The organism is Rhodopseudomonas sp. NSM, from assembly GCF_052445935.1.
Taxonomy (GTDB): domain Bacteria; phylum Pseudomonadota; class Alphaproteobacteria; order Rhizobiales; family Xanthobacteraceae; genus Rhodopseudomonas.
Window position 1 is genome coordinate 191,110 of the sequence record NZ_JBQTCH010000009.1, and the last position, 21,924, is coordinate 213,033.

The window sequence follows — 21,924 nt, forward strand, 5'->3', positions numbered from 1 at the left end:
CCCGACCTTAACCATGGCTTTACCGGGCCTTAAACCCGCTCCGCTACGGTCCCGCATCGGTCGGCGTGGGCGTTGCGAATGGCGGTGGGCAAGAACAAAGCCGGCGAACGGCGGGAGCCGAAATTCGGCTTTGCCGAATCGCTGTCCGGCCTGCGCCTCAGTCCGCAGGATCGGGTCAGCGTGGCCGACGACGACCGTCCGAAAAAGCCCAAAACTCAGGCCAAACCGCAGGCCGCCAGAACCGGCGGCGGCGGGTCGCGCAAGCCGCGCGGCAAATCCCGCCGCAAAGGCGGGCTGCGCCGGCTCGTCGCCCGCACCGTGTACTGGACCGCGGTCGCCGGCATCTGGGCGGTGCTGGCGGTGGTCGGCCTGATGGTGTGGGTCGGCGCGCACCTGCCGCCGATCCAGTCGCTGGCGGTTCCGAAGCGGCCGCCGACCATCACCATCGTCGGCGCCGACGGCAGTCAGCTCGCGGTGCGCGGCGAGATGGCCGGCACCAATGTGGCGCTGAAGGAATTGCCGCCTTATCTGCCGAAGGCGTTCATCGCCATCGAGGACCGGCGCTTCTATCAGCATTTCGGCGTCGACCCGATCGGCATCGCGCGCGCCGCGGTCGCCAACGTGCTGCATCGCGGCGTGTCGCAGGGCGGCTCGACGCTGACCCAGCAGCTCGCCAAGAACCTGTTCCTGACCCAGGACCGCACCCTGATGCGCAAGCTGCAGGAGGTCGAGCTGGCGCTGTGGCTGGAGCGCAAGCATTCCAAGACCGAGATTCTCGAACTGTATCTCAACCGGGTGTATTTCGGCTCCGGCGCCTATGGCGTCGAGGCGGCGTCACAGAGATATTTCGGCAAATCGGCCAGGGAGGTGACGCTGGTCGAGGCGGCGATGCTCGCGGGTCTGGTCAAATCGCCGTCGCGGCTGGCGCCGAACCGCAATCCGGAGGGCGCCGAGAAGCGCGCCCAGCTCGTACTCGCGGCGATGGCCGACGCCGGCTTCATCAACGACAAGCAGGCCCGCACCGCGATCGCCAATCCGGTCTACACCGTCAAGCCGACCGGCGCCGGCACCATCAACTACGTCGCCGACTGGATCGGCGAGGTGCTCGACGATCTGGTCGGACAGATCGACCAGTCGATCGTGGTCGAGACCTCGATCGATCCGAAGCTGCAATCCGAGGCGGAAGCCGCGATCATCGATGAACTCGCGGCCAAGAGCGTGAAGTTCAAGGTCTCGCAGGGCGCGCTGGTGGCGATGACGCCGGACGGCGCGGTGCGGGCGATGATCGGCGGCCGCAACTACGCCGACAGCCAGTTCAATCGCGCCGTCACCGCCAAGCGGCAGCCGGGCTCGGCGTTCAAGCCGTTCGTGTATCTCACGGCGATCGAGGCCGGGCTGACGCCGGAGACGATCCGGCAGGACGCGCCGCTCGACGTCAAGGGCTGGCGTCCGGAGAACTACACCCACGAATATTTCGGGTCGGTGACGCTGACCCAGGCGCTGTCGATGTCGCTCAACACCGTGGCGGTGCGGCTCGGCCTCGAGGTCGGACCGAAGAACGTAGTGCGCACCGCGCATCGGCTCGGCATCGCCTCCAAGCTCGAGGCCAACGCCTCGATCGCGCTCGGCACCTCGGAAGTGTCGGTGCTGGAGTTGGTCGGCGCCTACGCGCCGTTCGCCAATGGCGGGCTGGCGGCGTCGCCGCATGTCGTCGACCGCATCCGCACCGCGAGCGGCAACAAGCTGCTGTATGCGCGGCCGAACGATCCGCCGAACCGCATCGTCGATCCGCGTGCGGTGGCGATGATGAACACCATGATGCGGGAGACGCTGCAATCCGGCACCGCCAAGAAGGCCGACCTGCCGGGCTGGATCGCCGCCGGCAAGACCGGCACCAGCCAGGATTTCCGCGACGCCTGGTTCATCGGCTACACCGGGGCGCTGGTCACCGGCGTCTGGCTCGGCAATGACGACAATTCGCCGACCCGGAAGGCGACCGGCGGCGGCCTGCCGGTCGACGTCTGGACCCGCTTCATGCGCGCCGCGCTGCAGGGCACCGCGCCGCAGCCGCTGCCCGGCGGCGGCTGGAGCGGCGGCCCGCTGGTCGCCGGCGCGGCATCGCCCGGCGGCACGATCGCGCAGGCCGGCCCGCGCGGCGAGACCCAGATCGTCAACGTCCCGGCAGCCTCCGCCGCCCGCCCGCAACCCGCCCGCGCCAATGTCCGCCCCGAAGCCGACAGCGGCCTCGACGGCTGGCTGATGGACCGGCTGTTCGGACGATAGCCTCGGTCACCCAAGGTCGGACGCAGTGCCCGCGAGCCCCGACCCTCAACCTGATATCGAGGATTGCGGCGGCGCTCTCTTCACCCTTCCCTGGAGGGGAGGGTTGATGCTCGCGACGACCGCGTTGGGACCTCAGCTCCGCGTCGCCTGCCAGACGCCGCGGCAGCGGTCGCCCTGGATCAGGCCGCTCCAGATGCCGGAGCCGGAATTGCCCGACAGCCGGCCGCGGCCTCTGGCGACCGAGGCGCCGACCGAGATCTTAACCGCGACATTGCCGCCGCCGGTGATCCCGCCCGTGACCTTGCCGCCGCCGGCAGAGGAAACGCGGCGGCCCTGCACGGCGAACGGCGCGTTGTAGGTCGGGCTGCAATTGCCGGCCCTGGTTGCAAACACAACGTTCCAGATGCCGTCGAATTGGCCGGCACGCCGTTTCGCCGCCTCGGCGTCGCCGGCGGCCGCGACCAGCCCCAGACCCAGAGCGGCGGCGGCAACGAGGCCGGTCCGGGCGATGCCGACGAACCGTCCGGAAGGTGAACTGACAGAGCACGTCATGGGAGTCTCCGACAATGAAGCGGCGACCGGGGATGCGAACGGCCGGCCCCGGCGCATATCCTGCCAAGATATCCTGCCAAGTATCGCCCAAAAGTGTGTCTACCGAGTATGCGACGAGGCTGCGCGCCGAAAGGTTCGGCCGCCGGGGCCATTTCGCCCGCCGAGGGCGATCCCGGCCGGGCGGGTCGCCCGCTGCGCGGCGTTATGCGTTGCCAATCCGGCCGCGCTCTGCCATAAGCGCAACCTTCGTCGCCCGGCTGATCAAGGGCTGCCGTGGCGATGAGCCTGCCGGTTTTTCCCGCAAGGGAATAAACCGAGCAACTTCAACGCTCTAACGAGCATTTTGAGCCTGCGCAGCGCCTCATCGGCGCATTTTGCGCGTGGCATAGGAGAGCCAAATGCCCAAGCTGAAGACCAAATCGGGCGCCAAAAAGCGCTTCAAAGTCACCGCCACCGGCAAGGTGATGTCCGCCCAGCGCGGCAAGCGCCACGGCATGATCAAGCGCACCAAGAAGCAGATCCGTCAGCTTCGCGGCACCCGCGTGATCTTCAAGACCGACGGCGACAACATCAAGAAGTATTTCTTGCCGAACGCCTGACCGTTCACGCCGCGCCTTTGCGCGGCAGCCTCATCGGGCCGCGTCCGCGCGGCCAAGCAAACCAATTTCAGATGAAGGAGATCAGTCATGGCTCGCGTCAAACGCGGTGTGACGGCTCACGCCAAGCATAAGAAGGTCTACAAGGCAGCCAAGGGTTTCCGCGGCCGCCGCAAGAACACCATCCGCGCCGCCAAGGCCGCGGTCGACAAGGCCGGCCAATACGCCTTCCGCGATCGCAAGCGCAAGAAGCGGACGTTCCGCGCGCTGTGGATCCAGCGCATCAACGCCGCGGTGCGCCCGCTCGGCATGACCTACAGCGTGTTCATCAACGGCCTCGCCAAATCGGGCGTGATCGTCGACCGCAAGGTGCTGTCGGACCTCGCGATCACCGAACCGGCGGCGTTTCAGGCGATTGCCGAGAAGGCCAAGGCCGCTCTCGCGGCCTGAGGTTCAGTCGAGGCCGCGTCCGCGGCCCGACCTGCCACCGGGTTGACCGTCATCGCCGGGCTTGACCCGGCGATCCATCATTTCGAGAAGCGATGGATGCCCGGGTCAAGCCCGGGCATGACTTCTTGAGGGGAACGGCGGCTCATGACCAATCTCGAAAACCTGCAAACCCAAATCCTCGCCGACATCGCCGCCGCCTCCGACGAGGCCGCGCTCGAAGCGGTGCGCGTCGGCGCGCTCGGCAAGAAGGGCTCGATCTCGGCGCTGCTCGCCACGCTCGGCAAGATGGACCCCGAGAGCCGCAAGACCGAGGGCGCGGCGATCAACCTCGCCAAGGAGGCCGTCACGCAAGCGCTGACCGCGCGCCGCGACGTGCTCAAGGCCGCAGCGCTCGATGCGAGACTCGCGTCCGAGACCATCGACGTCACCCTGCCGCTGCGCGAGCCTTTGGCCGAGCAGGGGCGGATTCATCCGCTCAGCCAGGTCTGGGATGAACTCACCGCGATCTTCGCCGACATGGGCTTCGCCATCGCCGAAGGTCCGGACATCGAGACCGACGACTACAATTTCACCAAGCTGAACTTCCCCGAGGGCCATCCGGCCCGCGAGATGCACGACACGTTCTTCTTCAATCCGAAGGAAGACGGCTCGCGGATGCTGCTGCGCACCCACACCTCGCCGGTGCAGGTGCGGACCATGCTGAGCCAGAAGCCGCCGATCAGGGTGATCTGTCCTGGACGTACTTACCGGATCGATTCGGATGCGACGCATACGCCGCAATTCCATCAGGTCGAGGGCCTCGTCATCGACAAGGGGTCGCATCTCGGCCACCTGAAGTGGATCCTGCACGAATTCTGCAAGGCGTTCTTCGAGGTCGACAACATCAACATGCGATTCCGGCCGTCGTTCTTCCCGTTCACCGAGCCGTCGCTGGAAGTCGACATCCAGTGCCGCCGCGGCAAGGACGAAATCCGCTTCGGCGAGGGCGAGGACTGGCTGGAGATTCTCGGCTGCGGCATGGTGCACCCCAACGTGCTCACCGCCTGCGGCCTCGATCCGGACGTGTATCAGGGCTTCGCCTGGGGCATGGGCATCGACCGCATCGCGATGCTGAAATACGGCATGAGCGATCTGCGCCAGTTGTTCGAGGCCGACGCAAGGTGGCTGTCGCATTACGGCTTCAAGCCGCTCGACGTTCCGACGTTGGCGGGGGGATTGAGTTCGTGAGGCGCGACGTGGCAGGCGCGGTGCGTGGGGCAAGAGCCCTCACCCCAGCCCTCTCCCGCAAGCGGGAGAGGGAGCAGGCCGCGGCTTGCGGGAGCGCATCGCCTGAACGCAGCCGTCGTTAGCCGAAGAACGGGCGTCGTTAGTTGAAGCAGATTTGTAATGAGATGATTCAAAGCCTCGCAACGCCGCACGGCGAACTCCCTCTCCCGCCTGCGGGAGAGGGCCGGGGTGAGGGCGACACGGGCACGGAGCTGGCGATGAACGATCCGAAGCAGCCGACCTGGAAGGTCTCTCCCAGCCTGCGCCGCAATGCGCGCGAGCCGCGGAAGGCATCCACCGACGCCGAGCGGCTGATGTGGGCGGCGCTGCGCGACAAGCAGCTCAATGGATTCTCGTTTCGCCGCCAGGTGCCGATCGGCCCGTTCATCGCCGACTTCGCCTGCCACTCGGTGAAGCTGGTGGTCGAGATCGACGGCGGCCAGCATTTTTCCGACGACGGCGAACGCACCGATGCGTCGCGGGCGGCGGCGATCGAGGCTCGGGGCTTTCGCATCCTGCGCTTCGGCAATCACGACGTGATGAGTAATCGCGACGGGGTGCTGCAGAGCATCGCGGCCGAGCTTGCCGCAAGGGCCCTCACCCCAACCCTCTCCCGCAAGCGGGAGAGGGAGCGCGCCGAGCGTGCGGCCAAGCAGCGGCCTACACCAGATAGTTCGGACTAACAGCATGACCCGCAACCCCTCCATCCGGCACGGCCGGCTCCCTCTCCCGCTTGCGGGAGAGGGGTGGGGTGAGGGCGACGCGCGGCACAGCTTCTCGACAAAGAACGATCCACGCACTGCGCCAGACGGAAGTAACAACCCATGAAACTCACCCTCTCCTGGCTGAAAGACCATCTCGACACCGACGAGCCGCTCGACGCACTCGCCGACAAGCTCACCATGATCGGGCTCGAGGTCGAGGGCATCGAGGACAAGGCCAAGGCGCTGGCGCCGTTCACCATCGCCCGCGTGATCAGCGCCGAGAAGCATCCCAACGCCGACAAGCTGCAGGTCTGCAGCGTCGATGTCGGAAACGGCGCGCCGGTGCAGGTGGTGTGCGGCGCGCCGAATGCGCGCGCCGGCCTCGTCACCGTGTTCGCACCGCCCGGCACCTTCATTCCGGCCAAGAACATCACGCTCGGAATCGGCAATATCCGCGGCGTCGAGAGCCGCGGCATGCTGTGCTCGGCCGCCGAGCTGGAGCTCTCCGAGGACCACGACGGCATCATCGAGCTGCCGGCGGACGCGCCGGTCGGCCAGGGCTTTGCGGAATGGGCCGGGCTCGGCGATCCGGTGCTCGACATCAATCTGACGCCGAACCGGCAGGACTGCGCCGGCATTTCCGGCATCGCGCGCGATCTCGCCGCCGCCGGCATGGGCAAATTCAAGAACCCGTCGATCAAGCCGGTCAAGGGCGACTTCCCCTGCCCGGTGAAGGTCAGCGTCGAAGACGACAAGCTGTGCCCCGGCTTCGCGCTGCGGCTGGTGCGCGGCGTCAAGAACGGGCCGTCGCCGGACTGGCTGCAGCAGCGGCTCACGGCCATCGGCCTGCGCCCGATCAACGCGCTGGTCGACATCACCAACTTCCTCACCTTCGATCGCTCGCGCCCGCTGCACGTGTTCGACGCCGCGAAGGTCGAGGGCGATCTCGTCGTGCGCCGTGCCAAAGACGGCGAGACGCTGCTGGCGCTCGACGGCCGTACCTACACGCTCGACAGCAACGTCTGCGTGATCGCCGATGCGCACGGCGTCGAATCGCTCGCCGGCATCATGGGCGGCGAAGCCTCCGGCTGCTCGGACGACACCACCGACGTGCTGATCGAATCCGCGCTGTGGAACGAGATCAATATCGCGCAGTCCGGCCGCAGGCTCGGCATCAACACCGACGCGCGCTATCGCTTCGAGCGCGGCGTCGATCCCGCCTTCATGCTGCCGGGGCTCGACCTCGCGACGCATCTGGTGATGCAATTCTGCGGCGGCACGCCGTCGGAGGCGATCGTCGTCGGCAATGCGTTCGGCGAAGACCGCGTCATCGATTTCCCGCTCAGCGAGGTGAAGCGGCTCGCCGGCATCGAAGTGCCGTTCACCGAGGTCCGCCGCATCCTGACGCATCTCGGCTTCATGGTCGCAGGGTCCGGCGCGGTGGTGAAGGTTGCGGTGCCGTCGTGGCGCAGCGACGTCCACGGCAAGGCCGACATCGTCGAGGAAATCGTCCGCATCGTCGGCGTCGACAAGGTGCCGATGACGCCGTTCGAACGCGGCGACGCCCCGCGCAAGCCGGTGCTGACCCAGATCCAGACCCGCACCCGCCGCGCCAAGCGCGCGCTGGCCGCGCGCGGCCTGACCGAGGCGGTGACCTGGTCGTTCATTTCCAAACCCAGCGCCGAAGCCTTCGGCGGCGGCCAGCCGGAGCTGGCGCTGGCCAATCCGATCGCGTCGGATCTGTCCGACATGCGGCCGAGCCTGCTGCCGGGCCTGATCGCCGCCGCGCAGGCCAATGCCGATCGCGGCACGCCCGATCTGGCGCTGTTCGAGGTCGGGCAGATCTTCAAGGGCGACCAGCCGCAGGATCAGTTCATCGCCGCCAGCGGCGTGCGCCGCGGCGTCGCCTCCGCGCAGGGCCTCGGCCGGCACTGGTCGGGCTCGGCGCAGGCGAGCGCGCTCGACGCCAAGGCCGATGCCTTCGCGGTGCTGGCCGCCGCCGGCGCGCCGATGGCGGGGCTGCAGATCGCAACCAACAAGCTGCCGGCCTGGCTGCATCCCGGCCGCTCCGGCGCGATCCAGATCGGGCCGCAGAACGTGCTGGGTCACTTCGGCGAGCTGCATCCGCGCGTGCTCGAACAGTTGCACGCCGACGGCCCGCTGGTTGCATTCGAGGTGATCCTCGACCGGATCCCCGACGCCAAGCAGCGCCCGACCCGCGCCAAGCCGGCGCTGGAATTGTCGGCGTTCCAGCCGGTGTCGCGCGACTTCGCCTTCATCGTCGACCGCAAGGTCGCGGCCGCCGACCTCGTCCGCGCCGCGCAGGGAATCGACAAGAAGCTGATCACGTCAGTGGGCGTGTTCGACGTCTACGAGGGCAAGGGCATCGACCCGGACAAGAAGTCGATCGCGATCGCGGTGACGCTGCAGCCGCGCGACAAGACCATGACCGACCAGGAAATCGACGCCGTCGGCGAGAAAATCGTCGCCGAAGTCACCAAGAAGACCGGCGGCACGCTGCGCGGGTAGCATCAATCAGTAGGGTGGGCAAAGCGAGGCGTGCGCCCACCCATATGAGCGCATCGCGCCACGCGTGGGCTCGGTGCTTCGCGCCTTTTGCCCACCCTACGAAGTCGCTCATTCCGCTCCGTCCGATGCCGCACGCACGGCCGTCATCCTGAGGTGCGCGCTGTTGCGCGCCTCGAAGGATGCGCAACGGGTGCCTGCGGCCATCCTTCGAGGCCCGTTCGCCCGCGCTGCGCGCGGACAAACGGGCACCTCAGGGTGACGCCGTGCTTGTGATCATCGGCTGCCCGGCCAGCGATCGGCGGAGCCGGAGGCTTCCTGGTTGCGGCGGCGCTGCTTCGGCTTGCGCTGCGGCTTCTCCGCGGCGGCCGCGGGCTTTGCCGGGCCGATCCGTTTCAGCGCAGCGTCGGCTGCGGCCTCGCCGGATTCCCATGCGCCCAGCACGGTGCCCCACATCAATTCGCTGGTGGCTTCGCCGGCGATGAACAGATTGCCGAGCGGCTCGGCCAGCACCTTGCGCGACGGAGCGCCGCCGGGCGACGCCGCCGACATCGCGCCCTGCACGAAGGGCGCCGCGTTCCACCGCGTCGCCGCCTTGCGTTCGACCGCGGCGGCGATATCGCTGCCGAACAGCTTGCCGAGCCACTCGACCGCGAACGCCTGCATCGCCGCCTCGCCCTGCGCCGACAATTCACGGCCGAAGCTTCCGGCGACGTCCACCGTGCACAGCGACGAGCCGTTGACGTTGGCGGACAGCACCGCGGTGCGAGCGTCGCTGCTCTGCTCGATCATCATCTCGTCGCGCGACAGGCCGAGCGGGTTGCCCTTGAACTGCAGCGCGATCCGGTCGTAGCTCCCGAGCCCGAGCCTGGATGCCGCGTCGAGCTGGCGCTTCGGCAGTTCCGGCGAAAACGCGATCGCGCCCGAGGTCAGCACATTGGTCGAGGCGGTGAGGATGATCGCGCGCGCCGCGATCTTGCCGGCCGCGGTCTCCACGCCGATGTCGCGGCCGCTCCAGACGATGCGCGTCACCGGCGTCGACAGCGTCACCGGCAGCGCCGCTGCGAGCCTGGTCAGCAGCACGCCCAGCCCCTGCCGGCAGCCGATGACGGCGATGCGGTCCTGGGCGCGGAAGCCGTCGACCGCCGACAGGCCCCTGACGTCCTTGCCGGTGGCGACCGGGCCGATCACGAATTCGGTGGTCGCGGTCCAGTCGCCGAGATCCTTCGGCAGCGCCGCCGCGCAGGAGACGTCGACCCGGCCGCGCGACGCATCGCCGATGGCGCGGCCGGCGCGCACCAGCGTGGCGAGGAAATCCTCGGTTTCGCGCGCCCGGGCGTTGCGGCGGCCGATCCGGATCTTCTGACCCGGCGGCGTCGGCGCGATGTCGAGGCCTTCGCTGCGCGCCAGCCGGACCAGCGGATTGCTGTCCGGATTGTGCAGAAACCGCGCGCCGCGATCGAACGGCGCATCGAAGCTGGTGGTGTCGGTGAGGCAGCGGCCGCCGATCTGCGCCGCGGCCTCGACCACCATCACCTTGCGACCTGCCGCCGCGATCCGCCGCGCCGCGGCGATCCCGGCCGCACCGGCGCCGACCACGACGATATCGACCTCGCGCGGCAGCGCCGCCCAGGCGACGCTTGTCCCGAACATCGGCGCGACGGCGAGGCCGGCGGTGGCTCCGAGAAAGCGGCGTCGGGAGATTGTCATGTCATGGTTTCCGAAAATGTCTGCGCCGGGCCGCGACGAAGGCCGAACGACCCCGCGTTGTCACGCGCCGGGGCGCCATCGCCAGTCTAACGCAAACGCCGTCAAAAACCTCGGACTTCGCCCGATTTCCGGGCGGCGCCCGGTTGCGTCGCGACGCCGCAGAATGCCCATCTTCGCCTAGCAACCTGCCTCAATCGCTGCACTGCGGCAACGGTCATGGTGAACGAACAGTGTCCGCGGCGCGGAACCGATGAACTAAATTGCAACGGCTCTCGACGATGATGAGTCGGCCAAGAGCAACGTGACGACGTCGCGGGAGTGAACGGATGGGCATTGTGTTCGATGCCATCGGCAAGGTCATCGCCGGCTATCTGCAGAAGGAGGAGCCTGGCTACGAGCCTTTCACGCCGAGCGATCCCGACCATCTGCGCCACATCATGCAGCCCGGCGACGTGCTGCTGGTCGAGGGCAATGCGCGGATCTCCGGCATCATCAAATACCTGACGCAATCGACCTGGTCGCACGCCGCGCTCTATGTCGGGCCGATCGACGGCGCCGCCGAGCCCGACGGCGAGCCGCACGTGCTGATCGAGGCCAATATCGGCGAGGGCGTCTCGTCGTCGCCGCTGTCGCGGCATCTCAGCTATCACACCCGGATCTGCCGCCCGGTCGGCCTGTCGTTCGAGGACCGCCACACCGTGTGCCGCTACGCCATCAACCGCATCGGCTTCGGCTACGACACCAAGAACATCATCGACCTGATGCGCTATCTGGTGCCGATGCCGGTGCCGCAACGCTGGCGGCGGCGGATGATCGCGCTCGGCTCCGGCGATCCGACCAAGATCATCTGCTCCGCGCTGATCGCGCAGGCCTTCGACGCGGTGCGCTATCCGATCCTGCCGAAGATCACCAGGGCCGGCAGCCGCGCGGCGCGCCGCGAGATCCTGCACATCCGCGATTCGTCGCTGTACATGCCGCGCGACTTCGACATCTCGCCGTATTTCGAAGTGGTGAAGCCGACCATCGTCAGCGGCTTCGACTACACCGCGCTGCACTGGGCCGACAAACAGAAGCCGCTCGCGGAGGTAGCGGGCCCGTTCAGTACGTTTCAGGACGGGCTGGACCAGACGCCGCCGCTCGTTCCTGCGCCGGCTGACGCGCAAGCGGCGGCGCCTCATTCAGAAGTGACGCGCGTCGGCTATATGCACTGACGTCATCCTTCGAGGCGCGCGCCTCGAAGGATGGCGACGGCGACGACAGGCGAGCCTGCCCGCTACGCTACGCGCATCGAGTCGAGCGGGAGGCTGCGGCGCCATCGGCGGCGCCTTGCAGGTCGAGCAGGCCCCTGATCTCGTCGTTCGGCCGCGCCGGGCTGAACAGAAAGCCCTGCGCCTCGTGGCAGCCTTCGGCGCGCAGCCAGTTCAGCTCGGCTTCGGTCTCGACGCCTTCGGCCGTGATGGTGACGCCGAGGCCCATGCCGAGGCTGATGATGGCGCGGACGATCGCCTGGGCCTCGCGATTGTCGCCGACGCCGCGCACGAACGACTGGTCGATCTTGATCTTGTCGAACGGAAAACTGCGCAGATAGCTGAGGCTCGAATAGCCGGTGCCGAAATCGTCCATCGAGATCCGCACGCCGAGCGCGCGCAGCGCGTGCAGCGTGGCGATCACCTGGCTGCTCTTTTCCAGCAGCAGCGTCTCGGTGATCTCGAGCTCAAGCCGGCGCGCCGGCAGGCCGGACTGCTTCAGCGCATCCATCACCGTCGCCAGCAGATTGCCGACCCGGAATTGCAGCGGCGACAGATTGACCGCGACGCCGATGTCGCCGGGCCAGCGCGCGGCGTCGCGGCAGGCCTGACGCAGCACCTGCGCGCCGATCGCGTTGATCAGGCCGGTGTCCTCGGCGACCGGGATGAATTCCGCCGGCGAGACCATGCCGCGCTCCGGATGCGGCCAGCGCACCAGCGCCTCGCAGCCGGCGATCCTGCCGTTCCCGAGGCACATCAGCGGCTGGTAGTAGGGCTGCAACACATCGTTGCGCAGCGCCGCGCGCAGCTCGGTCTCGATCTTGCGCCGCGCCTGGGCGCGGGCATCCATGCCCGGCTCGAAGAAGCTGAAGCTGCCACGTGCATCTTTCTTGGCGCGCGACAGCGCCATGTCGGCGTTCATCAACAGCTTTTCGGAATCGTCGCCGTCGAGCGGCGCCACCGCGATGCCGATGCTGGCGCCGGCCACCACCGAATGGCCCTCGAGCAGAAACGGCTCGGCGATCGCATTGAGCAGCCGCTTGGCCAGCAGCGTGACGTCCTCGGGCCGCTTGATCCCGGTCTGGACCACCGCGAATTCGTCGGAGTTGAGCCGCGCCAGCGGGTCTTCCTCGCGCAGCGTGGAGCGCAGCCGGCGGGCGATGGCGCGAAGCAGCTTGTCGCCGACGGCGTGGCCGAGCGTGTCGTTGACCGCCTTGAAGTGATCGACACCGACGAACAGCACCGCGATCTTCTCGCCGGTGCGCCGGGTCTGGCTCAGCAGCTCGTCGAGCCGTTTGCGCAGCAGGCTGCGGTTCGGCAGCCCGGTCAGTCCGTCATGATGCGCCATGAAGGCCAGTCGCATCTCGGCGCGCTTGCGTTCGGTGATGTCCATCAGCGCCAGCAGCACCGCCGGCTCGCCATCATAGCTGAGCTGCCGCGCATAGATCGCCAGATCGATCAGCGAGCCATCGGCCTTGACGTGCGTCCAGGTCCGCGCCGCGCGCTCCTCGCTGGTGGCATTGCCGCCCCATGGCAGATCGGTCTCGAACGCCTGCAGCCGGCGGATCGTCAGCGCGGCGAATTCGGATGGCGAGTAGCCGTAATGCGCCACGGCGGCATCATTGACCGCGGCGATGCGCTCGTCCCGCAACGAGCATACGATCATCGGCACCGGATTGCCTTCGAACATCAGCCGGAACGACGCCTCGCGCTGCTTCAATTCGGTGATGTCGACGCGCAGGCCGATCACGCCGCCGTCGGAGGTGGTGCGTTCCTCGATCCGGATGCAGCGGCCGTCGGCGAGAAACTGCTCGTGGCTGTGGCCGGGGTCGAACAACCGCTGCATCCGCTCGGCGATCCATTCGTCCTCGCGGCCGATGGCCTCGGGATAGTCGCCGCGCGCGACGCCGACGCGCATCGTGTCCTGAATCCTGGCGCCGGGTTTGAACAGATCGGCGCTGGCCTTGTAGATCTCGGCATAGCGCTTGTTCCAGAGGATGTAACGGCCCTCGGAGTCGAGAAACACGATGCCCTGCGGCAGGATGTCGATCGCCTCGCGCAGCCGCTCGTGCGACTTGCGGGCTTCGGCCAGCGCATCGGCGACGGCGCGCTCGCGTTCGGCCAGCGCCGCCGCGCGCGACGGCCGCTTCGGACATGGCGATGGCTTGTGGCCTGTCGTGCCGGAGCGGCTCTGCTTCGGCTCACGTTTGACCGCGCATCTTTTCGATGTCTTGCTCGTCTTCAGCCGAAACTGCGGCATTCCCACGCCCCACACCCAATCTGCGAACCGGTTGTGCAAGATGTGTCTGAAAAAAAAGTGTAACGGTTTCAGCGGCATTTGCAGCCGGCAGGTAGGATCGCCGCAAGGTGCCCGTTGATGAGGCACGCGCGAATCGCGCGGAGCGCCCGATCAACGCCGCCGGGAACCGGAATACGGCATCCCGTTGCCGTTTCGGCGCGATCTGCACAAGGCTTGTGCGGAGACGAATCGTCGGCTCGAATTCGCGCCAACTACACGGAGGGTTAGTATGGCGTTAACATCGCGACCCGCGGCCGCCGGATCGATCCGAAATGGCGCGGTCGCGGCGCCGCCGATTTCACCGGCTTCCCGAGTCGGCTATATAAGGTGAATATGCGTCGCCGATCGATTCCCGCCCGATGGCTGCTCGCCGCCGCGCTGCTCAGCGCTTCGGCGACATTTGCGTGGACGCAGGACAAGGGCACGGTCCATCCGAAGCCGCTGCCGCCGCTCGGCAATCCCGACGATCCCGAGCTCGCCGCGCGTGAACTGTTCGGCCGCCGGTATCTCCCCGCGGCGCTGCCGCCGCGGCCGGTCGGATTCTACGCCCGCGGCTGCCTCGCCGGCGGCGAGGCGCTGCCGATCACCGGAAAGACCTGGCAGGTGATGCGGCTGTCGCGCAACCGCTTCTATGCCTATCCGTCATTGGTCGATCTGGTCGAGCGGCTGTCGAAACGGGCGCACAACGAGGCCGGCTGGCCCGGCATTCTGGTCGGTGACATGTCGCAGCCGCGCGGCGGACCGATGCTGACCGGCCATGCCAGCCATCAGGTCGGGCTCGACGCCGACATCTGGCTGACGCCGATGCCGAACCGGCAATTGTCGCGCAACGAGCGCGAGGAGATGTCGGCGGTGATGATGGTGCGCCGCGACCGGCTCGATATCGACCCCGCCGCCTGGACGCCGACGCATTGGAAAGTGATCCGCGCCGCCGCGCAGGAGCCGGCGGTCGAGCGGATCTTCGTCAACGCCGCCATCAAGAAGGCGCTGTGCCGCGAGGCCAAAGGCGACCGCAGCTGGCTGAATAAGGTCCGGCCGATGTACGGCCACGATTATCACTTCCACATCCGGATCAAATGCCCGCCCGGCAGCATCGGCTGCGAGGCGCAGCCGGAACCGCAGCAAGCCGAGGGCTGCGCGCCCGCCGACCTCGCTTACTGGTTCTCCGACGCGGTGCTGCATCCGAAGCCGCCGAAAGTGCCGCCGAAGCCGAAGCGCCAGCTCACCCTCGCCGAGCTGCCGGCGGAATGCCGCGCCGTGCTGAACGCGCCGGACCGCAAGCCGGACTGATCAGACCCCCGACAATTGCGACCAGATCTTCGACAGCTTGCGCTTGGCTCTCTGCCGACGCGTCGATGGCGGGGCGTCGTCTTCCTCTTCCGGCAGCCGCAGGCCAACGACATTGACCCGACCGCCGCCGAGGCTGCGCGCCACCAGCACGATGCTATCGAGCTGAACCGTGGCATTGAGGGTCGGCGCGCGGTCCAGATGGATATCGAAATAGTCCGCCAGCGTCAGCGCTTCCTCGCCGGTCGGCACGTTGACGCCGTAGGCGGCGGCAAGATCGCCGAGCGTGGTCTCGCCCGGCACGATGAAGTCGCCGAGCAGATGCGGGTCGGGCGCGGTCGAGGGCGGCATGTCGACGAAGAAGCGATCGAGCACCTCGGCCTTTTCGGGCGGCGCCAGCAGATAGAGATAGTCGCCGGGCGCGACCGGATCGGCCTCCTCCGGCGTCAGGATGCGCTCGTCGCGGATCACCAGCGTCGGCTTCGACCAGGACGGGATCAGCCCGCGGCGCAGGAACAGGCTCTTCGGCCGCACCGCGTAACCGACCAGTTGCTGCTCGAGCTGGCCGGGCAGATCTAGCTCGATCCGGCGCGGGCCGCGATCGGTGCGCTGCAGGGCGACGTGCAGCTTCCGCGCCGCCGGCCCCAGCGTCCAGCCCTGCAGCAGCAGCGAGATGATCACCACGACGAAGGCGACGTCGAAATACAGATACGCCTTCGGCAGCCCGACCAGCATCGGGATCGAGGCCAGGAAGATCGCGACCGCGCCGCGCAGGCCGACCCAGGCGATGAACAGCCGCTCCCGCCAGTTGAAGCGGAACGGCGCCAGGCACAGGAACACGGCGAGCGGCCGCGCCACCAGCATCAGCGCCAGCGCCACCACCACCGCGGGCCCGATGCTCGACATCAGCCGCTGCGGCGACACCAGGAGGCCGAGCAGCACGAACATCACGATCTGCGCCAGCCAGGTCGCGGCATCGAGAAACGCCACCACCGAATTATGCGCGCGGGTGGGCTGGTTGCCGATGATCATGCCTGCGAGATAGACGGCGAGGAAGCCCGAAGCGTGCGAGATCTGCGCGGCGCCGAACACCACCAGCGCCGCGGTGGCGACGAACGGCGCATGCAGCCCCTGCGGCAGCGCCACCCGATTCAGCGCCATCACCACGACGCGGCCGCCGACGACGCCGATCGCGGTGCCGAGCGTGGCCTCCCAGAGGAATTCGAACACCACGTACCAGGTCGAGGCCTCGCCGCGGGTAATCAGCCCGACCAGCATCAGCGTCAGGAACACCGCGAACGGATCGTTGGTGCCGGATTCGACCTCCAGCGTCGCGCCGACGCGCGGCCTCAGCCGCAGTCCCTGCGAATGCACCAGCAGGAACACCGCGGCGGCGTCGGTGGAGGCAATCACGGCGCCGGCCAACAGCGCCTCGGTCCAGTTCAGGTCGAGCACGTAGAACGCGACCGGGGCGGTGATCAGCGCGGTCAGCAGCACGCCGACCGTCGCCAGCCCCATCGACGGCGCCAGCACGGCCTTGATGGTCGAGAACCGCGTCCGCAGCCCGCCGTCGAACAGGATCAGCGCCAGCGCCACCGAGCCGACCAGATAGGTGGTGGAGAGATCGTCGAATTTCAGGCCGCCCGGCCCGGCCTCGCCGGCCAGCATGCCGAGCACGAGAAAGACCAGCAGCAAAGGCGCGCCGAACCGCAGCGCTAGCAGGCTCGACAGAATGCCTGCCATCACCAGAACGGCGCCAAGCAGGATGGCTATGCTGACCGTGTCGAGAGAGTCCATTGCCTCTGTTTAGACGAGCAAATCACCGCTGTCGCATCCTTAGCGCCGCGATTGCTGCATCGCCACCTGCATTCTCGCCGGGTGATCAAATTGACGCGTGCGCTGCTCGTTGTTTGCCGGAGGGTTCAACCCGGCCCGGGAGCCCCACCCGACCCTCCCCCGCAAGGGTGCAAGGGCGGGAGAGGGGGGCGCTCAATCCGTGCACGGCGCGCTCCCTCGCCCGCTTGCGGGAGCGCGCCGTGCACGGAGAAGCGTTCGAGAGCCGCGTCGAGCCGTTCCATGCCCGCATGGCGGGCTTTCGCTTGCGCGAACCGCTGCGATGACTAGATTGGCCACACATCCTCCGTTTTCCCGAACCAGACCGGCCCGATGAGCTACGTGGACGCCTCCGACACCGCCCTGCGCAAGACCGGGCAGATCAAATTGCACGGCGCCGCCGGTTTCGCCGGCATGCGCAAGGCCGGGCAAATCGTGGCGCAATGCCTCGACGAACTGGTCGACATCGTCAAACCCGGGGTGCCGACCTCGCGGATCGACGACTTCGTCCGCGACTTCGCCTTCAGCCACGGCGCCTTCCCGGCGACGCTGATGTATCGCGGCTATCGCTATTCGACCTGCACCTCGATCAACCACGTGGTCTGCCACGGCATGCCGGGCGACCGGCCGCTGAAGGAAGGCGACATCGTCAATGTCGACGTCACCATGATCGTCGACGGCTGGTACGGCGATTCCAGCCGGATGTATCCGATCGGCCCGATCGCGCGCAAAGCCGAGCGGCTGATCGACGTCACCTACGAGTCGCTGCTGCGCGGCATCGCCGCGGTCAAGCCCGGCGCCACCACCGGCGACATCGGCCACGCGATCCAGAGCTTCGTCGAGCCGCAGCAGATGAGCGTGGTGCGGGATTTCTGCGGACATGGTCTCGGCCGGCTGTTCCACGACGAGCCGAACATCATCCATGTCGGCAGCCCGGGCCAGGGCGCGGTGCTGAAGCCCGGGATGTTCTTCACCATCGAGCCGATGATCAATCTCGGCAAACCTTATGTGAAGATCCTGTCCGACGGCTGGACCGCGGTGACCCGCGACCGCTCGCTGTCGGCGCAGTTCGAGCACTCGATCGGCGTCACCAAGGACGGCTGCGAGATCTTCACGCTGTCGCCGAAGCAACTCGACAAGCCGCCGTTCCAGAGCTGAGACGGGACTGCCATTCCGGGGCGCGACCTCGCCGAGTGGGCAAGCGCGCCGTGCCCAAGGTCGAAACGTTTGATGCGTGGGCACGGCATTTTGCGCCTCTGCCGCAACGTCACACGCCTCTCAGGATGATCACCGTCGGCGCGCCCGGTAGCGCGTCGCGCGAGATGCGGAGCGCGCTGTCGCCGCGCTGGTCGATCGCGAACGAACCGCCGATGCGGCGCATGAACTCGTCGAGCGGCGTCATGAAGCGGTGCATCGGCAGCACCACCGAGGCGCGCAGCCGCTTGGTGATCTGCGAGATGCCGTCGAGCGACATCGTGTAGCTGCCGTCGATCGGCACCATCAGAATGTCGATCCGGCCGATCGCGGCGAAATGGCTGTCGTCGAGCGTGGTGTGCAGATGGCCGAGATGGCCGATGCACAGGCCGGCGACCTCGAAGATGAAGATCGAATTGCCGTCCTTGATCATGCCGGCATTGCCGTCGTCGAACATATAGCGGCGGATGTCGGTGGTGACATTGCGGATCATCACGTCGCCGACCCGCAGCCGGACATGCGCCGGCTGGCCGTCGTCGCCCCAGCCGTGCAGCACGTGGGCGATCTTCGGATCGGGCGCCAGCGTGTAGTGCGTCGAATGCGCGCGGTTCATGGTGACGATGTCCGGCACGCGGCCGGTGTCGTAGGCGCCGTTGTAGTCGGTCGCGACCATCACGCCGCCGGGGGTTTCGATCGTATAGGTCGAGTGCCCGCGATAGGTGATCAGCACCTGCTCGGCCGCAGCCGTCCGCCGCAGACTGACCGGAATCGCGCGCGGCGGCGCTTGCGCCATCGCCAGACACTCGCTGCCGCGGAAGCCGTCCTCGGCCTGCGCCGGCGACAGCAGCGCGGCGAACAGCGCGACGAAGGCGGCAAGGCAGCGCAGCATGGCGTCACTCCCGGTCGGGCTCCGGCGGGGAGTTTAGCGCCGAATCGCGCCGACGCCAGCGCGACGCCACCGCGCAACGCTGGCATGATCCGGTTCCGGTTGACCGCGGCGACCCGGGCGGCCACGGTGCCGCGCCCTTCCAGCCCCGATCATTTCATGCTCAGCACCGCCTCGCTCTGGATTCCGTTCGCGCTCGTCGCCGCCCTCGGTCAGGTCGCGCGCAATGCGATGCAGCGCTCGCTGACCGGGCCGCTCGGCACCTGGGGCGCGACCAACATCCGCTTCCTGTTCGGGTTTCCATTCTCGATCCTGTTCCTGATCGTGGTGATCGCCGCCACCGGCGATGCGCTGCCTTGGCCGGGCCTCGATTTCTGGCCGTGGCTGCTGCTCGGCGCGCTGTCGCAGATCGCCGCCACCGGCCTGATGCTCGCGGCGATGAACGAGCGCTCCTTCGTCGTCACCACCGCCTATCTGAAGACCGAGGCGATCCAGACCGCGGTCTTCGGCTTCGTGTTCCTCGGCGATCGTCTGACCGTGCTGAAAGTCGGCGCGATCCTGATCGCCACCTTCGGCGTGGTGATCACCGCATTGCGGCCCGGCAGCGCGCGCAGCCTCGCCAGCCTGCGGCCGACGGCGCTCGGGCTGGCCGCCGCCGCCGGTTTCGCGCTGTCGGCGGTCGGGTTTCGCGGCGCGATCATCGTGGTGCCGGGCGTCAGCTTCGTCACCGCGGCGACGTTCACCCTCGTCTTCGCCCTCGGCGTCCAGACGCTGGTGCTGACGATCTATCTGCTGGCGCGCGCGCCGCAGGTGCTGCGCGACATCCTGCATCTGTGGAAGCCGTCGATGTTGGCGGGCTTCGTCGGCGCCGCGGCGTCGCAGTTCTGGTTCCTCGCCTTCGCGCTCACCGCCGCCGCCAATGTCCGCACCCTGGCGCTGGTCGAAGTGCTGTTCGCGCAGGCCGTCGCGTACTACTCGTTCAAGCAGCCGATGTCGGCCCGCGAACTCGGCGGCATCGCGCTGATCGTGCTCGGCGTCGCGCTGCTGGTCGCGGCGTGACCCGGGCGCGCCGCGCCGGCGAAACTCGACTGATTCAAGCAATGCGGCCTTCTCGCGTGCAGAGTCGTCATCCTGAGGTGCGCGCGTAGCGCGCCTCGAAGGATGCGGCCCGAGGTGCCTGCGGCCCATCTTCGAGGCCCGCCGCGCCGCGTACAGCGCGGCCCGGCGGGCACCTCAGGATGACGGCGGCAATCGGATAGCAAGCTGTGATTCCATCAAAATCAGAACTGCTCTAGTTCCCCGCCGCCGTCGCGCCGCGGGTGCGGGGGTCGGGGGCGCCGTGGAAGCCCACCGCATCGATGACGATGCTGTTCGCCGAAGTCTGGCCGAGCGGGGTGGCGATGCGGTGCCCCATCGCGCGCAACGCATTCAGCGTCGCGTCCGGAAAGCCGTGCTCGACGCGGACTTCGTCCGGCAGCCATTGATGATGCAGCCGCGGCGCGCCGACGGCGGCGGCGACGTTCATGCGATAATCGAGCACATCGACGATCACCTGCAGCACCGCCGAGATGATCCGGCTGCCGCCCGGCGAGCCGGTGACCAGCACCGGGCGGCCGTCCTTCAGCACGATGGTCGGCGACATCGACGACAATGGCCGCTTGCCGGGCGCCGGCAGGTTGGCGCCGAAGCCGACCAGCCCGTAGGCGTTCGACGCGCCCGGCGCGGCGGTGAAATCGTCGAGTTCGTTGTTGAGCAGCACGCCGGTGCCGTCGGCGACCAGCCCGACGCCGTAGGAGAAATTCAGCGTATAGGTGTTGCTGACGGCATTGCCCTGATCGTCGGCCACCGAATAGTGCGTGGTGTTCTCGCCCTCCTTCGGCTGCGGCAGCGCCTGCGTCGCGGGGGTCGCCCGGTCGGCGTCGATGCCCGCCCGCAGTGTCGCCGCATAGTCCTTCGACAGCAGCGTCGACAGTGGCGCGTCGACATAGGCCGGATCGCCGAGATAGCGGGCACGATCGGCATAGGCGCGCTTCATCGCCTCGATCAGCAGATGCAGCGATGGCGCGCTGCCCTGCGCCAGCGACGGCATCGGATAGCCTTCGAGGATGTTCAGCGTCTCGATCAGCACCACGCCGCCCGACGACGGCTGCGGCATCGCCACGATGTCGTAGCCGCGATAGGTTCCACGGACCGGCGCGCGGACGACCGCCTGATAGTTCGCCAGATCGTCCGTGGTGACGATTCCGCCGGCGTCCCGAATGCCGCGCGCCAATTTGTCGGCGACCTCGCCGCGATAGAAACCGTCCGGGCCCTTGTCGGCGATCGCCTGCAGGGTCGCGGCGAGATCGGGCTGCACCAGCCGGTCACCCTCGCGTAGCGGCGAGCCGTCGGGGCGGGCGAAGATCTTCCGCGTCGACGGCCAACGCGACAGCCAGGGATGCCAGTCCGGCAGCGTGTCGGCGGTGTCGGCGGCGATGGTGACGCCATCGCGCGCTAGCGCGATCGCCGGCTGCACGATCTCGGCGAGCGAGAACTTGCCGGAGCCGTATTTCTGAAGCGCCAGCGCCAGACCCGCGACCGTACCGGGCACGCCGATGCCGAGCGCGGATCGGCGCGACTTGTCCGGATCGGGCTTGCCGTCGGTGAGGAACATCTCGCGGGTTGCGGCCTGCGGCGCGGTCTCGCGATAGTCGATCGCGATGTCTTCGTTGGTCTTGGCGGCGTGGATCAGCATGAAGCCGCCGCCGCCGAGATTGCCGGCGCGCGGATAGGTCACCGCCATCGCAAAGCCGGTCGCCACGGCGGCATCGATCGCGTTGCCGCCGCGCGCGAGAAACTGCGCGCCGATCTCGGCCGAGAGCCGCTCCTGCGCCACCACCATGCCGTGTCGGGCGACGACGGCCGAGGCGACGCCCGGCGCCCGCGCCGCGCCGCCGCGCATGTCCTGCGCCGATGTCGCGATCGGCGTCACGACCAGCGCGACGATCACGACCAGCGCTGTCACAGCCTTGCGACGAAGCATCGCCATCGTGCGGAGCGGGGGTTCCGGCGGAGTAAGTGGCGGGGCAAGTGTTGTGCTGTCCTGCATGCC

The 21,924-nt window shown here is 68.0% G+C and carries 16 protein-coding genes; 10 read left to right on the forward strand and 6 right to left on the reverse strand.

What is annotated here, in order from left to right; all coding sequences use genetic code 11:
• Window positions 1-78 precede the first annotated feature (78 nt).
• Complete coding sequence (locus ACTZWT_RS21370) at window positions 79-2,283, forward strand: transglycosylase domain-containing protein (protein ID WP_444771690.1); 2,205 nt, start codon at window positions 79-81, stop codon at window positions 2,281-2,283.
• A 132-nt stretch (window positions 2,284-2,415) separates the two neighbouring features.
• Here the strand turns inward: ACTZWT_RS21370 and ACTZWT_RS21375 are convergent, their stop codons facing one another.
• Window positions 2,416-2,835 (reverse strand): hypothetical protein, encoded by a 420-nt coding sequence (locus ACTZWT_RS21375; protein WP_444771691.1) that lies wholly within the window; start codon window positions 2,833-2,835, stop codon window positions 2,416-2,418.
• A 398-nt stretch (window positions 2,836-3,233) separates the two neighbouring features.
• Between ACTZWT_RS21375 and rpmI the strand changes: the two genes are divergently transcribed.
• The 5 genes from rpmI to pheT all read left to right on the forward strand — a co-directional run bounded on the left by rpmI (window position 3,234) and on the right by pheT (window position 8,380).
• Window positions 3,234-3,434, forward strand: coding sequence for a 50S ribosomal protein L35 (gene rpmI, locus ACTZWT_RS21380; RefSeq protein ID WP_011438945.1), 201 nt, complete (start codon window positions 3,234-3,236; stop codon window positions 3,432-3,434).
• An 87-nt stretch (window positions 3,435-3,521) separates the two neighbouring features.
• A complete protein-coding gene (gene rplT / locus ACTZWT_RS21385) occupies window positions 3,522-3,881 on the forward strand; it encodes a 50S ribosomal protein L20 (RefSeq protein WP_322514687.1) in 360 nt (119 codons plus the stop codon).
• Between the two features lie 144 nt (window positions 3,882-4,025).
• The gene (pheS, locus tag ACTZWT_RS21390) at window positions 4,026-5,108 is read left to right on the forward strand and encodes a phenylalanine--tRNA ligase subunit alpha (RefSeq protein ID WP_444771692.1); all 1,083 of its coding nucleotides are present in this window, start codon (window positions 4,026-4,028) and stop codon (window positions 5,106-5,108) included.
• A 143-nt stretch (window positions 5,109-5,251) separates the two neighbouring features.
• The gene (locus ACTZWT_RS21395) at window positions 5,252-5,830 is read left to right on the forward strand and encodes an endonuclease domain-containing protein (RefSeq protein ID WP_444771693.1); all 579 of its coding nucleotides are present in this window, start codon (window positions 5,252-5,254) and stop codon (window positions 5,828-5,830) included.
• Window positions 5,831-5,971: 141 nt separating this feature from the next.
• Window positions 5,972-8,380 carry a phenylalanine--tRNA ligase subunit beta gene (gene pheT, locus ACTZWT_RS21400; protein WP_444771694.1) on the forward strand — a complete coding sequence of 803 codons (2,409 nt, stop codon included), beginning with the start codon at window positions 5,972-5,974 and terminating at the stop codon, window positions 8,378-8,380.
• Between the two features lie 273 nt (window positions 8,381-8,653).
• Here the strand turns inward: pheT and ACTZWT_RS21405 are convergent, their stop codons facing one another.
• Entirely contained in the window at window positions 8,654-10,087 is a 1,434-nt protein-coding gene (locus ACTZWT_RS21405) for a flavin monoamine oxidase family protein (protein WP_444771695.1), read from the reverse strand.
• 326 nt (window positions 10,088-10,413) lie between these two features.
• Between ACTZWT_RS21405 and ACTZWT_RS21410 the strand changes: the two genes are divergently transcribed.
• Window positions 10,414-11,298: a YiiX/YebB-like N1pC/P60 family cysteine hydrolase gene (locus ACTZWT_RS21410; protein WP_444771696.1), complete on the forward strand. Its 885-nt coding sequence runs from the start codon at window positions 10,414-10,416 to the stop codon at window positions 11,296-11,298.
• A 67-nt stretch (window positions 11,299-11,365) separates the two neighbouring features.
• On the opposite strand, the gene ACTZWT_RS21415 is transcribed toward ACTZWT_RS21410, so the two are convergent.
• Entirely contained in the window at window positions 11,366-13,594 is a 2,229-nt protein-coding gene (locus ACTZWT_RS21415; protein WP_444771697.1) for a putative bifunctional diguanylate cyclase/phosphodiesterase, read from the reverse strand.
• 372 nt (window positions 13,595-13,966) lie between these two features.
• On the opposite strand from ACTZWT_RS21415, the gene mepA reads away from it, so the two are divergent.
• Window positions 13,967-14,923: a penicillin-insensitive murein endopeptidase gene (mepA, locus tag ACTZWT_RS21420; protein WP_444771698.1), complete on the forward strand. Its 957-nt coding sequence runs from the start codon at window positions 13,967-13,969 to the stop codon at window positions 14,921-14,923.
• Here mepA and ACTZWT_RS21425 read toward each other — a convergent pair whose 3' ends face one another.
• Window positions 14,924-16,717, reverse strand: a complete 1,794-nt coding sequence (locus tag ACTZWT_RS21425) for a potassium/proton antiporter (RefSeq protein ID WP_444771699.1) — start codon at window positions 16,715-16,717, stop codon at window positions 14,924-14,926.
• Between the two features lie 369 nt (window positions 16,718-17,086).
• Between ACTZWT_RS21425 and map the strand changes: the two genes are divergently transcribed.
• Window positions 17,087-17,911: a type I methionyl aminopeptidase gene (gene map, locus ACTZWT_RS21430; RefSeq protein WP_444771700.1), complete on the forward strand. Its 825-nt coding sequence runs from the start codon at window positions 17,087-17,089 to the stop codon at window positions 17,909-17,911.
• 109 nt (window positions 17,912-18,020) lie between these two features.
• On the opposite strand, the gene ACTZWT_RS21435 is transcribed toward map, so the two are convergent.
• A complete protein-coding gene (locus ACTZWT_RS21435; RefSeq protein ID WP_444771701.1) occupies window positions 18,021-18,836 on the reverse strand; it encodes an MBL fold metallo-hydrolase in 816 nt (271 codons plus the stop codon).
• A 156-nt stretch (window positions 18,837-18,992) separates the two neighbouring features.
• On the opposite strand from ACTZWT_RS21435, the gene ACTZWT_RS21440 reads away from it, so the two are divergent.
• The gene (locus ACTZWT_RS21440; RefSeq protein WP_444771702.1) at window positions 18,993-19,892 is read left to right on the forward strand and encodes an EamA family transporter; all 900 of its coding nucleotides are present in this window, start codon (window positions 18,993-18,995) and stop codon (window positions 19,890-19,892) included.
• 232 nt (window positions 19,893-20,124) lie between these two features.
• On the opposite strand, the gene ggt is transcribed toward ACTZWT_RS21440, so the two are convergent.
• On the reverse strand, window positions 20,125-21,861 hold the full coding sequence (gene ggt, locus ACTZWT_RS21445) for a gamma-glutamyltransferase (RefSeq protein WP_444771703.1): 1,737 nt from the start codon (window positions 21,859-21,861) through the stop codon (window positions 20,125-20,127).
• Window positions 21,862-21,924 lie beyond the last annotated feature (63 nt).